Genomic DNA, 15,626 nt, shown 5'->3' on the forward strand with positions numbered 1-15,626 from the left:
ATGAAGACGATCACTTCTCGACGATCTTGAAGCTCCCCACGCCGTAGGCGTCGGCACAGCCGGCGCTTTGCGGACAGACGGGCCGGCCCAGCAGCACGGTGGCGGCAGGGCCGGGGTTGGCGGCTTCCATCGCGACCAGGCCGGCGGCCGGGAACTGCGGGAAGACGCCTTCGTTCTTCATGCCGGCATCGCTGAAGTCGCGTTCGCGCTCGCTCACCACCACGGCGAAGTGGTTGGTGCCGGGCGGGCCGCCCGCCTCCATGGGCCAGGAGGCGCGCGGCAGGGCCAGCGTGGTGTTGGCCGTGATGCGGTTGTGGCGGTCCAGCAGGTTGGGAAAGAGCTGGAACAGCTCGCCCCCGCTGGCCAGCAGGAAGACGTAGACGAAGCCGTCGCGGTTGCTGCGCACGTCGAAGGCCAGCTTGTCCTTGCCGATGCTCACCTCCGGCTTGCGGGCCGTGGCGGTGACGTCGAAGCCCGGCGTGGCGCCCACCGACAGGGCCTGCAGCGATTCGAGCGGCGTCTTCGGCGCGACGCGTGGCGGCGGGGCGGGTGGCGCGGGGGCCGGGCTGGGCGCGGCAGCGGGCGCATCGGCCACCGGGGCCTGGGCCACGGCGGAAGGCGGCGGTGGCGCAGCGCCATCGCCGCGCCCGCTCCACCACAGCGCCGCGCCCGCCGCGACGGCCAGCGCCGCCACGCCGCCGATCACGGGCACGAGCTTGGAGCGGCCCGCCCCGCCGTCGGCCGCAGCCGGTGCAGGCGCGGGCCGGGGTGGCTGCGTGCGCGCGGCGACCGGCGTGCGGGCCACGGCCAGGGCCGCGCCGCCGGCCGGCGCGCTGCGCGTGGCGGCGATGGTGGTCGTCTCTTCCAGGCCCAGTTGCTGGCGGAACTCGGCCATGGACTGCGGCCGGCCCTCGGGCCGCACCGCCAGGCCGGCGTCCACCGCGGCCAGCACGGCCGGGCTGTAGCGCTGCAGAAGCTGTTCGTTGCCGGCCAGCGGCACGTAGCTGTCGCTCAGGATGCGGGCCACCGAGGGCGGCGGCGCCCGGCCGCAGATGGCCACGTGCATCACGGCCGCCAGGGCGTAGACGTCGGTCCACGGGCCCTGCTTCATGTCGGGCATCTCGGCGTACTGCTCCACGGGGGCGTAGCCGGGCTTGAGGATGACGGTGATGGCCTGCGTCTTGTCGCTGATCACGCGGCGCGCGGCGCCGAAGTCCAGCACCACCGGCCGGCCCGAGCCTTCGAGCAGCAGGATGTTGTCGGGCGCGATGTCGCGGTGGAAGCAGTTGGCCGCATGCATCACGGCCAGGGCCTGGCTCACGCCGTCCATCACGCGCAGCAGCCAGCCCTCGTCCACGCCGGCCGGGATGTCGGCCAGCGCCTGGCGCAGCGTGTCGCCGCGGTAGAAGGGCATCACCATGTAGGTGGTGCCGCGCTCCTGCCAGAAGCGGTAGACCTTCAGCAGCGAGGGATGGTCGAACTGCGCCAGCAGCCGGGCCTCGTTGATGAAGGAGCGCATGCCCAGGTCGAAGGTCTCGCGGTGGCGCTCCGACAGCGGCATGATGGTGCCGTCCCCGGTGCGGGTGGCCAGCGAGGTGGGCAGGTATTCCTTGATGGCGACCACGCGCTCCAGCGTGTGGTCCCAGGCCTCGTAGACCACGCCGAAGCCACCCTGGCCGATGAGCCGGGTGATCTCGAATTCGGCGATCACGCTGCCCGGCGGCAAGGTGCCGGCATCGCCGCCGCCCGCAGGCGCGGCACCGGTGCCGGTGCGCGGCTGGGTGGGCGACAGGATGCTGCCGGTGACGACCCGCGTGGCGTCGCCGGCCGGCGCGACGCCACCCGTGATGACACGGGTCGCATCGCCTGCAGCGGCGCCGGTGACCACGCGCGTGGCCTCGTCGGGGCCGGGCGCGCCGCCGCCGAAGACGCGGGTGGGTTCATCGGGGCGGGGATCGCTCATTGCGCCGCTCCCTGCACAGCGCCTTCGGCCGGATCGTCGAAGCCGAAGAGCAGATCGAAACGGGCGCCGCGCGGCAGGCCGGCCACGGTCAGCACCTGGGCCCCGGCGGCGCCGGCCTCCGGATGGGTGAGCCACAGCGACTGCCCATGCGAGACCGCACCCGGACCGGCGGCGGCGCCCTGCCCCTCGCCCGCCGCAGGCGCAGGCGCGGCACCGCCAGCAGCGGCGGGGGACGTCCGGCCGCCCAGCGCCGCCAGCAGGGCGTCGACGGCGGCCGCATCCAGGTCCTGCTCCAGCGACTGCAGCGCGGCCTGCGTGGCGTCCTGCCACCAGGCGGCCACGGCCTGCCAGTCGCCTGGCTGCAGCCCGCCGTCACGCAGACGGCCGGCGATGGTGAAGGGAAAGTAGCGCCCCACGCCATCCACCGAAGGCATCATCACGCCGATCCATCCCGCCTCGCCGGCCACGCCCGGCGCGAGCACGAAGAACCACAGCGGCCCTTCGAGGTAGCGCTCGCGCCATTCGCCTTCATGTCGCAGGCGCAGCTGCATCAGCCCCTCCTGCAGCCAGCCGTCCCAGGCCTCGCGGAAGTCCGCCGGCAGGCGCCGGTGGGCGAAGTCGCCGATGCCCGGCAGCTTGCCGAACCAGCCCGGCAGCGTCTGCGGCTCGGCCAGGAAGTGCGCCGCCATCAGAGGCCCTCCGGGCAGGAGAACTCGCGCAGCTCCTTCATCCGGATCGGATGCTGCACGCTGTTGGTCGTGACCTCGAAGCGCGCGCGACGCGCATCGAGCTGGAAGGTGATGAAGAACTTCTCCGGCCCGTCGCCCGAGGCCAGCTGGCCGCGGTCGAGCATCTTGAACAGCGCCCACGGCCCTTCGGTGACCTGGCCCGAGGTGCCGCCCGACGTGGGCGGCGCGATGGTCAGGCGCACCTGGTTGGTGTTGCGCGGGCCGGGCCACTGCACGGTCATCGGCACGATGGGGCCGTGCGCGTACTTGACCGTCTGACCATCGACGTCGAGCGAGAAGCTGGTGATGCCCGCGTCCATCTCCACCGGCCTGAAGTCCAGCCGCATGCCCGGCGTGCGGCCGCCGCCGCGGAAGAACACCTGCTTGATGACGTCCGCGCGCTCGAACTGCTGCAGTGCCGCCGGCGAGATGGCGCCCTGCTCGGCGATGGGCCGGTAGCGCCACGGCCGGCGGCTGGTGTCCACCAGCTGCGCCAGCTTCTTCTGGAAGAAGTCGTCCATCAACCCGCCGGGGCCGAACATCTGGCCGAAGTCCTCGGGCAGCACGTCGCGGTTGCTGCTTTCCACGAAGGGATAGCGGCCGGCGATGGCGCGCTGGCAGAACTCGGTGACCGGGCGCAGGTCCTGGCTGAGGTTGCCGCGCTCGGCCACGCGGGCCTGGGCGGCGCCGGTGCTGCTGAGGTTCTCGATCATCGAGCGCACCGGCTCGGGCAGCCGGCCGGCGTCGGACTTGAGCTTGCCGGCCACGTCGCCGGGCGGCGGCGCGCTACGGCTCTTGACGGCCGTGTCCACCGCCGTGAGATAGACGTAGACCTCGTTGAAGAGCTTGAGCGCGTCGTCGATGGGCGCGGGCTGGCCCGGCGCCGCGGGCGTGACCAGCCGGCGCAGGCTCTCGAAGCGGTCGTCCACGATGGACTCGATGCTCTTGCCCACGGGCACCGCGCGCTGGGCATCGCTGCTGCTGCCGCCGAACAACTCTTCCAGGCCCTTGCGCGTGTTGCGCACGGTCTCGGCGGCCTTGCCGACGGCGGACTTGTCGTCCTTGACGGGCGTGAGCGTGGTCTGCTTGACCACCGCGCGCAGGAAGTTGGCCAGCGGCGAATCCACGCCCGAGACGATGCGGGCGATGTCGATGTTCTTCTCCAGCCCGCCGGCGCGGATCAGGCGCACGTCGGCCAGCAGGGCCTGCCACAGGCGTGCGTATTCCTCCAGGTAGAGGCGCCGCACGCGGTCGGTGAGCTGGCCCAGCGCTGCGGCGTCGCGGGCGCGGTCGGCCGCGCTCTTCTCCTGGCCGAGCACCCACGGGTCTTCGGCGGCGAGCTGGCCGGTCACGAGCACCACGGCGTTCTGGAAGCGCTGGTGGTAGCCGTCGTAGGTGAACAGGCCCGGCACGCCTTCGGTCAGCGGCTTGCCGCTGGGCCGCTCGAACACCAGCGGCGCCGAAGGACCGGCGGCCTGGGCCACGGTGAAGTCGGGCATGTCCTTGCCCAGGCGCTGGCGCTTGAGGCGGCTGAAGATGCGCTGCTCGGGTGGGTAGCTGGCCAGCAGGCCACGGGTGCTGCGCACCAGGTTCTCGTCCATGGGCAGCGGCGAGCGCGGCGGGCCCTGGGCGATCAGCAGGTCGAGCTGGTCCTCCAGCATCTTGCGGCGCTCGGGCGGCACGCCGCGGTCCAGCGTGCGCTCCCAGTCCAGCGTGATCCAGGCCTTGAGCGCCTCGGGGTCGAAGTGCTCGGGCTGGTGGATCATGAGGTAGCTCTTGAGCGCCTCGTACAGGTACTCCAGGTTGTCGCGCGGGGCGCTGCGCAGCTGGTCCTCGATGCGGCGCGCCAGCTGCGGCAGGAAGGCCTCGTTGAGCGCGCGCTGGTGCGCGGCCTGGGCGGCGGCGTCCATCTTGTCGCCCTGGTAGAGGCCCAGCGTCATCAGGAAGGGCGTGTCGCCCTCGCGGTTGACCGGCGTGCGCCAGACGTCGCGCAGGTTGCCCAGCACCGGTGCCATGTCGATGGGGCTGCTGGCCTGCGTCGGCAGCGTGGCCAGCGACTGGCGGGTAGGCTCCAGCTTGGCCTCGACCGACTTCAGGTACTCGGCATTGCGCCAGGCCGACCAGCCCCAGCCCGCCAGCAGCGCCAGCGTGACAAGACCCATGGCCGAGACGCCGGCCAGGCGCAGCAGGTGGCGCTTGCGCTCCAGCTTGACGTCGGCGCCGGCCAGGCGCTGCTCGGGGAACACCACGTCCTTGAGCAGCGTGGTGAGGAAGTAGCTGCGGCCGCTGGACTTCTGCGGCGCGAGGATGGCACGCTCGATGCCGAAGCTGCGCGCCAGGCTGCCCATCACGCGGTCGATGGGGCTGCCCTCTTGCGTGCCGCTGGTGAAGTACACGCCGCGCACCCACGGCGGCTGGGCGAAGCGCGAGCCGGTGAAGACCTGGTCCAGCAGATCGGCCAGCAGCGGCCCCACGGTCGCGAACTGCGCCGGGAAGCCGAAGATGGCGCCGCGGCGGGTGCCGTCGGTCTCCTGCTGCATGCGCTCGATGAGGCCGTTGTTGACGCGGTCGTGCAGCAGCGAGAACTCGCGCTGGAAGGGCTGCAGCAGGCCGTGCTCGGCCAGATGGCTGCCTTCGTCGGGACCCAGCGTGAAGCCGAAGACCTGCGCCCGCTGCTCCTTGCCCAGGTCGGCGAAGTACTCGGTGAAGCCGTAGAGCAGGTCGCTCTTGGTCACCAGCACGTACACCGGCAGGCGGGTGGTCAGGCGCTCGTCCAGCTCCAGCAGGCGCGCGCGCATCGATGCCGCCAGCGCGCTGCGCGCCTCCAGGCCCTGGCCCAGCAGGTCGGCCACGCTCACGGTGAGGAACACGCCGTTGAGCGGCCGGCGCGGGCGGGCCTTCTTCAGCAGGTTGAGGAAGCCGTCCCAGGCGCTCTTGTCCTCGGCGGCATGGCTGTCCTGCGTGGTGTAGCGGCCGGCGGTGTCGATCAGCACCGCCTCGTCGGTGAACCACCAGTCGCAGTTGCGGGTGCCGCCCACGCCGCGGATGGCGCCGGCGCCGAACTTCTCGGCCAGCGGGAAAGAGAGGCCCGAGTTGACCAGCGCCGTGGTCTTGCCCGAACCCGGCGCGCCGATGAAGACGTACCAGGGCAGGTCGTAGAGGTAGCTGCCGCCCGACAGCGACAGCCAGTCGCGCCAGCCGGGCTTCTTGCCGGCGGCGGTGAGGCGCATCTTCTTGAGCGTGGCGATGGCCTCGCCGAAGCGGTCGGCCAGCACCTGCTGCTCGCCGTTGCCGGGGGCGTCGGCCTTGGCGGCGGCCGGCGCCTTCATCAGGCCGTCGGTCAGCGCGCGGCTCGCACGACGCACGCGCCAGCGGCGGATGGCCAGGCGCAGCAGCACCAGCAGCACGATCGCGCCGATGAGGATGGCGCGCGCGAGTTCGCTTTCGAGCGGCACCAGCGCGCCGATCTTGATCAGCGGGCCGATCCACCAGATCAGCAGGCCCAGGATGGCCAGGGCCACCACGGTGAGCAGCACCGGGTGGAAGATGAACTTGAAGACGGCCTTCATTTCGCCACTCCTTCGGGCGAAGCGAGCAGCACGATGTCCACGCGCCGGTTGCGCGCCCGGTTGGCGGGCGTGTCGTTGGCGGCGACGGGCTCGGCGTCGGCCTTGCCCTCGGCCTTCATGCGGGCCGGGTCGACCAGCGGCGTGAGCGCCTGACGCACGGCCTCGGCCCGCGCGGTGGACAGGTGCCAGTTGGAGGGATAGCGCAGCGAACGGATCGGCTGGCTGTCGGAATGGCCGGTGATCAGCACCTCGCCCTTGACCTCGGCCAGGGCCTGGCCGATGCGCACCAGCACCGGCATGGCCTGCGCCATGGGCTCGGCGCTGCCGGAGCCGAAGAAGGCATCGCCGCGCAGCCGCACCGTGCTGCGGTCGGCCTCGTCGGTGACGGTCACCAGGCCCTGCTTGACCTCGGCCTCCAGGAAGCGCGCGAGCCGCGGCGACTTGGCGGGCACGGGCGCGGGCGGCGGCACCAGCTGGGTGTTGGGCAGGCGCAGGCCCGCCACGCGCGACCAGGTGGTGTCGGACAGGTTGCCCAGCCACAGCCGCAGGCCGAACCACACCAGCGCCAGCAGCAGCAGAAAACCGGCACCGACCACCCACAGCGGCACCGACTCGCGCAGCCGCGCGCTGCCGCCACCGGCGCCCTGCCAGTGCGGCGACAGGGCCGGCTCCAGCGGCGGACGGTCCTTGCGGATCAGGTCGGCCAGGCGCTGGCGCACCGAGTCCAGCTGGGCGCGGCCGTTGTCGACCACGCGGTAGCGGCCCTCGAAGCCCAGGGCCAGCACGCTGTAGATGAGTTCGAGCAGCTGGCGGTGCGTGGGCACGTCCTGCGCCAGGCGGGCCAGCAGCTGGAAGACCTTCTCGCCGCCCCAGGTCTCGTTGTGGAACTGCACCAGCAGGCTCTGCTTGTTCCAGCCGCCCGACACGCCCCAGGGCGTGTTGGCCACGGCCTCGTCCAGCGCGGTGCACAGCACGTAGCGGGCGGCCAGCACGGTCTCGTTGCTGGCGCCGGCGCGGCGCGCGTCGGCCTCGAACTGCTGCACCGCCTGCGCGGCCGAGGCGCGCAGCGCGCCCACGTCGGGCGGCTGCACCAGGTTGCGCAGCTTGCCCATGAGCACCAGCAGCCGGCCGGCGGCCGACACCAGCGGATTGAGCAGGCCCAGGTCGCCCAGCTCGGTGGGCGGCGGCTCGGCCCCTGGGGAGGAAGGCGGCGGCATCATCGGCGGCGGCGCATTGCCGCCCGCACCGGGCGTGCGCGGCTTGGGCTTGATGACGGTGCGTTCGGACTCGAAGGCCGCGAAGGGATCAGGCGTGCTCACGAGGGCCTCCAGAGAGCATTCGGCTACGCGAAGCGAGCAGGAAACGAGGGGCTGTCATCGGACCGCCCAGAAGGCCAGGTCCAACCCCGGGAAGTCGCCCGCGATGTGCATCGCCATGCCGCCCGAAGCCTCCAGCTGGCGCCACAGGTCGCTGCCCTTGGTCTCCAGCTCGAAGTAGTTGGCGCCGGCATGGAAGGGGATCTGCCGCGGCGCGACCGGCAGCGGCGTGAGGGTCACGCCCGGCAGTTGCAGGTTGACCAGGTCGCGGATGCGCTCGACCGGCCCGATCTTGACCTGCGTGGGAAAGCGCGCCCGCAGCGCATCGCCCGGCAGCTGCGACTGCACGGCCAGCACGAAGGTGGCGCTGCGCTGCAGCTCCACGTCGGGGATCAGCGCCACGCGCACGCCGTGCTTGCGGTCGTGCAGCTCGATGCGGATGGCCGACTGCTCCAGCACCATCGACAGGCTGCGGCGCAGGTCGTCCATCAGCGGACGGAAGCTGGCCTCCAGGTCGTCGTGCACATAGGGCGGCAGGCGCAGCGCGCGGCGGCTGTCGCGGAAGGTGCCCAGGTCGCCGGCCAGCTCCAGCGCCTGCTCGTAGAAGCGCAGCGGATGCAGCAGCGGGCCGCGGGCGAAGTGCGCGAACACCGGCTCGTGGCGGTTGACGGTCTGCAGCAGCATGAAGTCGGCGATCTCGGCCACGCCGCCGGTGCCGCCCTGGGTCATGCGGCCGGCCAGGGCATCGGCGCGCTGGCGCAGCAGGCCGAGCAGCTCGTCCACCCAGCCGCGGATGACGGCATGGGCCGCCACGTCCAGCAAGGGCGGGACCCAGCCGCGGTGCAGCGAGAGCTGGTTGTCGGTGCGGCGCTCGACGACGCGGGCGACCGAGAGCGTGGTCCAGGCATCGGTGGCCTCGCCGGCACGCATCAGCCGGGTGTGCAGCGCGCCCAGTTGCAGCAGGGCGGTGCGCTCGCCGGCGGTGTTGGCGTCGGGCACCTCGGACTCGAGCACGCGGTGGCGCACCAGTTCGTCCTCGTCGCCGCTTTCGGCATTGGATTCCCGCGCGCCCGCGCGGCGCACGGGCAGGGCCAGCACGATGGCCTCGTCGCGCAGGTTGGCCGGCACGTCGATGGGCTCGGGCAGGGGGTCAACGGCCGGCATGTCGAAGGGCGTGCCGTCGGCGAAGACGCCCACCGCGCGGGTGAGCGCGAGCTTGCCGAGCGACAGGGCCGCCGCATCGATGTCGAGGGCCGCGAAGCCCCAGCCGCAGGGCGCCGTGCCGCGCAGCAGCAGGTGGCGGGCATGGTCCGCGTGGCGCTCGGCCTGTTGCAGGTGCTGCGGCTGCAGCAGCATGCCTTCGCTCCAGACCACTTTCGATCGCCAACTCATCGCGCGCACGCTCCTTCCAAACGACAGGGCTGCACCGCCCGGGCTTCTTTCTTCATCCCGGGCCGGGACGCGGGCGGGGCGCTCGGAACCTCGATGCGGCAAGCGAGGTGCAGTGTCCCGGGGGCGCCGGGCGCGGCAAATCCATCGGACGGAATAGGCGGGGGGCGGGACTCGTCCGAAGGGCCTAGTACGCCGGGGCGCTTGTGGGGCGCTCGGGGTTGATCGGGCGGTTCGGTCCGTTCGGTCCGTTCGGGCGGTTGGGCGGCTGGGCGGCTGGGCGGCTGGGCTTGCGGGGTACTAACCCGGCAGAGGGCACCGGCATGCGCGCTCCCGGTGCACGCTCGCGCTGACCGGCTTGCCTCACCGGACGGGTGCCCGCTTTCCACCGACGCGCTTGGGGCACTGCACGGCGCCGCGAATGGCACCTCCGCACGCACACCGGCACCCTCCGCCTGGACGCTGCGCCCGAACGGCCGGGTTTGGCCGCCCGGGTCCTGACTCCGTTCACCCTGTGCTTGTCGAAGGGCAGAGCGGCGCGCGGCGCATGTGCCTGGCGCTGCTTGAGCCGCCTGCGTGCAACCCCATGGGCGAGGCTTCGACAGGCTCAGCCCGAACGGGTTGGGGTTGACTGGCCGGCATTACCTCCAGGACCCCAAGGACCCAAGGCCCAAGGACCCGAGGACCCAAGACCAAAGGACCAAGGCCTCACACGACCAAGGTCCCAAGGCCCGAAAACCGGGAGGGCTCGCGCGCACCGTCGAGGCGGAGGGTGCCGGTGTGCGTGCGGAGGTGCCATTCGCGGCGCCGTGCAGTGCCCCAAGCGCGTCGGTGGAAAGCGGGCACCCGTCCGGTGAGGCAAGCCGGTCAGCGCGAGCGTGCGCCGGGAGCGCGCATGCCGGCGCCCTCTGCCGGGTTACCGTCCCAGCCGCTCGTGCCGCCGACCGCCCGCATCAGCCCAACCCTGGGCACGAAGCACCTGCACCTGCACCAAGCGCCAAGCGCCAAGCGCCAAGCAAAGCCTGATCCGCCAACGCTCAGAAGTCCGAACACCCGTTCTTGCGCTCCGTGTCCACGCAACTCGTCAGCTGTGGCCGCGACCGCACCCGCGTCCATTCGCGGGCCAGCACGTCGTCGCCCTGCTGCGCCGTGCGGCTGCCGCCCAGCGGGCCGGTGGCGTAGCAGATGGGCGGGCCGCCGATGTTGCGGTCGAAGGTGTAGGTGTTGACGTCCTCGCGGATGACGTCGGCCGGCGCCACCTTCGGCGGGCTGAACACCGACGGCGCCGGAGCAGGCGAAGGAGAGGGAGGAGGCGGCGGCACCGGGGCCGGCGTCACGCTCAACCGGCCCGGCACCACATTCAGCAGATAGCCCTCGGCAGAGACGAAGCTGCCGTTGATGGCATACACGCCCACCGGGCTGCCGGCATCGGCGTTGGTGCCCACCGCGCCGGTGATGCCGGCGCCCGTGTCGCCCAGGATCAACCCGGTGATGCCGTAGCCGAAGGCCGGGTTGGCCTGGCCCTGCTGCCGGCTCGCGTCGGCGATGGTGATGGTGGCCGTGGGCCGCGCCGTGTAGATGAAGCGGTTGCCCGAGGTCGGGAAGGCCGGCACGCAGGCGCCCGCATAGGTGCAGCCGTACAGGTTGGGAATGGGCGAGGTGCCGGCCAGGCCGCCGCGCGTCTCGCCCACCCAGGTGGCCGCCCAGATGCGCCAGGGGCCGCTGATGCCGCCGCCGCCGATGTTCTGGAAGGTGTTGCCGGCCACGAGGTCGGTGCCCGCCGTGCTGGCGACCGAGGTGTCCAGCAGCAGGTCGCCCGTGGTGGCCCGCACCAGCACGTCGCTGCCGCTCAGGGTGCCGCTGGTCACGGCCTGCGCGGCATTGGCCGCCGCATCGAAGCCGGAGGCGGTGACGCTGCCCACACGCAGCGTGTTCACGTCCACGTAGCGGAAGCTGCCCCCGGCGCTGCCACCCAGCGTGCTGGCCGCCACGTCGTTGGCGGCCTGGTCCAGCAGCACGTTGCCGAGGGTCGAGCGCGCCAGCAGCGTCGGCGCGGTGATGCCCCCCGCCGCCGTCTGCGTGATGTCGCGCGTGGCCAGCAGGCCCAGCGTGCCGCCGACGGTGAGCGGCGCCTGCAGCGCGATGCTGCCTTCGTTGTCGGCCTGCAGCGTGAGGTTGCCCGAGGCGCCGAGCGCGCCGGCCACGGTGATGGCGCCGGCCTGTGCGTTGCTGCCCACCACCACCGTCGGCGCGGACAGCCGCGCCCATTCGTCGGCGGAGACGGCGAAGCCGTTGGCACTGGTGCCGCCCAGCGCGATGGCGTCGGTGCCGCGCTCGGTGCCGGTAGCGGCATAGCTGTCGGGGGTGCCCGTGAGGGTCACGGCGCCCGGCCGCAGGTTGAGCACCGTGCCGGCGCTGACCTGGCTGCCGTTGCCCAGCACCAGCGCATCGGCCGTGCCCGCTGCGCCGGCGCGCAGCACCACCTGGCCGGTGGACTGGATGCGCCCCGCGGGCGAGGGCACGCTGATGCCGCCGGCATCGATGATGCGGATGCCGGCGCCGCCGTCGTTGCGCGACTCGCCGGTCACCGTGACGCTGCCGCCGCCGGTGCTGCCGATCTGCGCCTGGTTGCCCAGCCACACGCCGTCGCCGCCGGTGGACGCGCCGCCCGCCAGCCGCAGGCCGGTGATGTCGATGCTGCCGGTGCCGGTCTCCACCATCGGCAGCGAGCCCGCACCGCCGAACTGGGCGCCGATGGCCACGCCATGCCCGGGCGCATTGCCGCTGTTGGCCGCATAGCTGCCCACGCCCGTGATGCGCACATTGCCACTGGTGGTGTGGATGCCCGCGGTGGCCGTGTTGGCGGTGAGCTGCACGCCGGTGCCCAGCGTGGTGGTGCCGAGGATGTCGACGTTGCCGGTGGACGTGACGATGCGCGCACCGGCCAGGTTGACGGCCGCGGTCACGAAGTTGCCCGTCGAAGTGGTGTCGGTACGCCCCGTGATCTGCACGCTGCCGCCCGCCTGCGCGTCGCTGCCGCCGGTGTAGACGCCCGGGGACGTGAGCGCATTGCCGCCGCGGGTGTCGACCACGGCCGTGCCGCCCAGGCTGACGCTGGTGGCGCCGTTGGAGTCGTTGGTCCAGGCGCCGTTCATCACGACGTTGCCGCCGTTGGTGTAGATCTGGCCGTCCCAGCTCACCTGGCCGCCGCCCACGGCCGCGCTGCCCGTCGTCGCCGCGGCGTTGAACACCACGTTCAGCGGCCCGCCCGTGCCGTACGAGGCGATGCTCGCGCCCGCATTCGAGCGCACGCTGCGGTTGGCATTGAGCGTGAAGGTGCGCGCGCCGGTGCCCGCGTAGGCGATCTGCGCCGCGTCCAGGAAGATGTCGCCCTGGTCGGCGGCACCGCCCGTGCCCGTCCCGATGGTCACGTTGGAGCGCAGCAGCGCGTTGTTGATGTCGCCGTCCTGGATGGTCGAGGTGGCCACCGCGTCGTAGGGATTGGCCGGCAGGCTGCCGCTGGCATTGCCGTTGACGATGGTGATGTCGAAGGGGTCGACCGTCCACGTGCCCGCATTGCCGGCACTGGCCCCGGCGTTCACGCGGATGCCGGTGAGGTCGAAGCCGGCGCCGGAGGTCTCGATGCTGCCGCCGTTGCCGCCCGAAGCGCCGCCCTGCGCCGACAGGCTGCCGTGGGCCCGCAGCGTGCGGCCGCCCAGCAGCTGGATCTGCCCGCCGTTGCCCGTGGCCGCGTTGGCGTCGGCGCGCAGCACCGCGTCGTTGGCCATGGCGACGGCGTTGGTGCCCTTGACCACGATGCTGCCGCCCTGCCCCGCGCCGCTCGCGTCCATGAAGGTGGCGCCGGGATCGGCCTGCGGGTTCTGCAGCAGCACGTTGTTGGCCTCGATCACGATGCTGCCGCCCGTGCCCGTGGTGCTGGAGACATCGACCAGCGCATCGAGCCGCGGCCCGGCCAGCGCGACCGTGGTGGCGTCGGTGCCCAGGCGCACGGCGCCGCTGCCGCCCTGCAGGTTGACGGTGCCGCCTTCGGCCCGCAGGCCGCCGCCCACCGCGCCGCCGATGTCGATGGCCCGCGCCGACGCGCCTTCGACGATGGAGATCGCGCCCGTGGTGCCGTCGCGCACGGCTGAGAAGCCGCCGCTGCCGGCGGTACCCGTCACGTCGATGCGCGCACCCGTGCCTGCCGTCACCTGGCTGGACACCATCTGCACGCCCTGCGATGCCTGGGCGGTGCTGAGGAAGCCGGTGAATTCGTTGTCGCCGCGCATGCCGTCGAGGTTGGCGCCGGTGCCCTGCAGCGTCACGTTGCCCTGGGCCTGCACGGCCGCGCCGCTGAGCAGCACGCCCGCCGTGTTGCCGATGCTGCCGCCCGGCTGCGCGTCGGTCCAGCTGCTGGCCACGCCGGTGAGCGCCGCCGCACCGCCCGAGGTGAGCGTGGATGCCCCGTCCACCCGCACGCCGCTCGCGCCCACGCCGCTGGTGCCTGTGACGGCCAGGCCGCCCGTGCCGGCCTGCACCGTGCTGCCGGCCGTCACCAGCACGCCCTCGCTGGCGGTGTAGGAGCCGCTGGTAGCCCAGCTGCGCCCCTGGCCGGCCAGGCTGAGCTGGCCGCTGCCACGGGTCAGCACCTGGCTGTTGCCGATGTAGACGCCCGCGCGCCAGCGGTCGCTGGCGGTGCCGCCGTCCGAATAGCCGCCGCCCACGGCGCGGCCATTGGCGGCATCGCCCTGGCCGAAGAAGCGCACGTTGCCGCCATTGGCGTCGATGCGCGCGCCGTCCAGGCGGATCGCGCCCGCCCAGGCGGTGTCGTAATCGGGAAAGGGCCGGATCGTGCCCGCCGTGGCCAGGGCCGCGCCGGTCGAGTCGGCATTGAAGTCCACGTTCAGCGCCCCCTCGGTGGCGGTGATGGCGCTGCCCGGCCCCATGTCGATGCTGCCGGCCGAATCGATGCGCAGCGTGGTGGTCGGGCCGCCCGTCTTGATGACCTGCGCGGCGCTGGCCGGCGTGTCGCCCTGCTGGAAGACCACGCCGCGGCCATCGCCGGTGGAGGCGCTGGACAGGGTGACATCGGTGCCGCTGCTGAGCGCCCGGCCCAGCGATGCGGCGCCCACCCGGCCGCCTTCCGTGGCCGAGAGGGCCGAGTCGTAGGCCACGTCGCCGGCCAGCACCTGCACCGCATCGCCCACCGCCAGCGTCAGCCGGCCGTTGGTGCCGCCGTCGCTGCCGCCACCGGCATCCACGCCGGCCGGGCTGGCCACCATGCCGTCGGCGCTGGCCGAGATGCTGCCGCCGGCACCGTTGCCCGCGCCGCGGGCCCGCAGCGTGCCGGCCAGCTGCACGGTGGTGCGCGGGACCTCGGGCGAGGGCGCCGCCTCGCCCGGCAGCGTCACCGCCTGGGCCGAGCCGATCACGATGCTGCCGCCCGCCCCGCTGCCGGTGGCGCTCGCATCGATGCTGGCCGTGGGCGCCACGCCCACGTAGGTGCCCGCGAGGGTGACGGTGCCGCCGCCCGCGGCGCCGCGCGCGTCCAGCCGCGTGGCCGGCGCGTCGGCCGCGACGGAAGGCACGGCAGGCGGGGGAACGTCGGCCAGAACCACCTGGCCGCCGGCCAGCGTGATGCTGCCGCCCTGGCGACCGGCCTCGATGCCGCTCGCATCGACCGTGCCGCCGGTGACCGCCAGCACGTTGGTGCGGCCGGCACCCAGCACGATCTCGCCGTTGCGCGACTCCAGGCTGCGGGCCTGCACCACGCCCGTGTTGCTCACCACCAGCTGGCCGGTGGTGGTCGAGCTGCCCAGCATCAGCGCCCGGCCGCCGTCGGCCTGCAGCACGCCGGCATTGGCGGCCGAGGCGTTGGTCGCCAGCGCGTCGGCGTTGATGACCACATTGGTCAGGCCATCGCCTGCGAAGTCCAGCGACACCTTGCGGCCCGAGACCAGGCCCGCAGTGCCGCCAGGCGCGTTGATCGTGCCCCCGGCGTCGTTGCTAACGCCCGCGCCAATCAGCAGCACGGTGCCGCCCGCGGTCGCCACGATCCGCCCGCGGTTGACCACGGTCGTGGCGCTCGCATCGTTGCGCTCGAACACCAGCACCTCGCCCGGGCCCAGCGCCGTGTTCTCGCGGCCGGCGGGCATGAAGCTGGCGTCGGGAATGTCCAGCGTGGTGGCCACCAGACCGCCCACGTTCACCTGCGCCGTGCCCGAAAACAGCACACCCGAGGGGTTGACCAGGAACACGCGCCCGTTGGCCGTGAGCTGACCCGCGATCTCCGACGGATTGCCGCCGGTCACCCGGTTGAGCAGCACCGACGCGGCCGTCGGCTGCACGATGTTGACGGCCGCGCCCGAGCCGATGGAAAAGCTCGTCCACTGCGCGATGGCGCGGGCCTGGCTCTGCGTCAGCGTCATGGTGCCGGCGCCAGCGTTCTGCGCGGTGATGGCGACGCCGCGCAGCGAGCCCGCGCCCGGGGCGATCACCGGCAGCGTGAGCGGTGCGAGCTGGGCGATGGCCGAGCCGGCGCCCATGCACAGCAGCGACAGCGCCAGGGGCCGCAGGCGCCAGTGGCGTGCCGCGGCGGCGGAAGAAGAGGGATGTCGGGAACTCATGGCGAGGCCTCTTGGATAAAGCGCCGGGTGCCGCG

At 73.0% G+C, this 15,626-nt stretch carries 6 protein-coding genes; all 6 read right to left on the bottom strand.

The genetic code is table 11. The features are described from left to right. Positions 1 to 10: 10 nt before the first annotated feature. The gene (locus ACT54X_RS23825; protein WP_476348982.1) at positions 11 to 1,963 is read right to left on the bottom strand and encodes a serine/threonine protein kinase; all 1,953 of its coding nucleotides are present in this window, start codon (positions 1,961 to 1,963) and stop codon (positions 11 to 13) included. Next, complete coding sequence (gene tagF, locus ACT54X_RS23830; protein ID WP_294377766.1) at positions 1,960 to 2,652, bottom strand: type VI secretion system-associated protein TagF; 693 nt, start codon at positions 2,650 to 2,652, stop codon at positions 1,960 to 1,962. Before tagF ends, ACT54X_RS23825 begins: the two co-directional genes overlap by 4 nt. Then, on the bottom strand, positions 2,652 to 6,260 hold the full coding sequence (gene tssM / locus ACT54X_RS23835; protein WP_476348984.1) for a type VI secretion system membrane subunit TssM: 3,609 nt from the start codon (positions 6,258 to 6,260) through the stop codon (positions 2,652 to 2,654). Before tssM ends, tagF begins: the two co-directional genes overlap by 1 nt. After that, positions 6,257 to 7,579: a DotU family type VI secretion system protein gene (locus ACT54X_RS23840; protein ID WP_354322378.1), complete on the bottom strand. Its 1,323-nt coding sequence runs from the start codon at positions 7,577 to 7,579 to the stop codon at positions 6,257 to 6,259. The genes tssM and ACT54X_RS23840 overlap by 4 nt, the downstream gene beginning before the upstream one ends. A gap of 54 nt (positions 7,580 to 7,633) precedes the next feature. Then, on the bottom strand, positions 7,634 to 8,968 hold the full coding sequence (tssK, locus tag ACT54X_RS23845) for a type VI secretion system baseplate subunit TssK (RefSeq protein ID WP_476348987.1): 1,335 nt from the start codon (positions 8,966 to 8,968) through the stop codon (positions 7,634 to 7,636). 1,034 nt (positions 8,969 to 10,002) lie between these two features. Beyond that, positions 10,003 to 15,591: a two-partner secretion domain-containing protein gene (locus ACT54X_RS23850; RefSeq protein ID WP_476348989.1), complete on the bottom strand. Its 5,589-nt coding sequence runs from the start codon at positions 15,589 to 15,591 to the stop codon at positions 10,003 to 10,005. Between the last annotated feature and the right edge of the window lie 35 nt (positions 15,592 to 15,626).

The sequence above is a fragment of the Pseudacidovorax sp. DMC4 genome, assembly GCF_056314265.1.

Excerpts from the sequence above, each read along its gene's own strand:
- tssM (WP_476348984.1), bottom strand. The coding sequence starts at position 6,260 with ATGAAGGCCGTCTTCAAGTTCATCTTCCACCCGGTGCTGCTCACCGTG.
- ACT54X_RS23825 (WP_476348982.1), bottom strand. The coding sequence starts at position 1,963 with ATGAGCGATCCCCGCCCCGATGAACCCACCCGCGTCTTCGGCGGCGGC.
- tagF (WP_294377766.1), bottom strand. The coding sequence starts at position 2,652 with ATGGCGGCGCACTTCCTGGCCGAGCCGCAGACGCTGCCGGGCTGGTTC.
- tssK (WP_476348987.1), bottom strand. The coding sequence starts at position 8,968 with ATGAGTTGGCGATCGAAAGTGGTCTGGAGCGAAGGCATGCTGCTGCAG.
- ACT54X_RS23850 (WP_476348989.1), bottom strand. The coding sequence starts at position 15,591 with ATGAGTTCCCGACATCCCTCTTCTTCCGCCGCCGCGGCACGCCACTGG.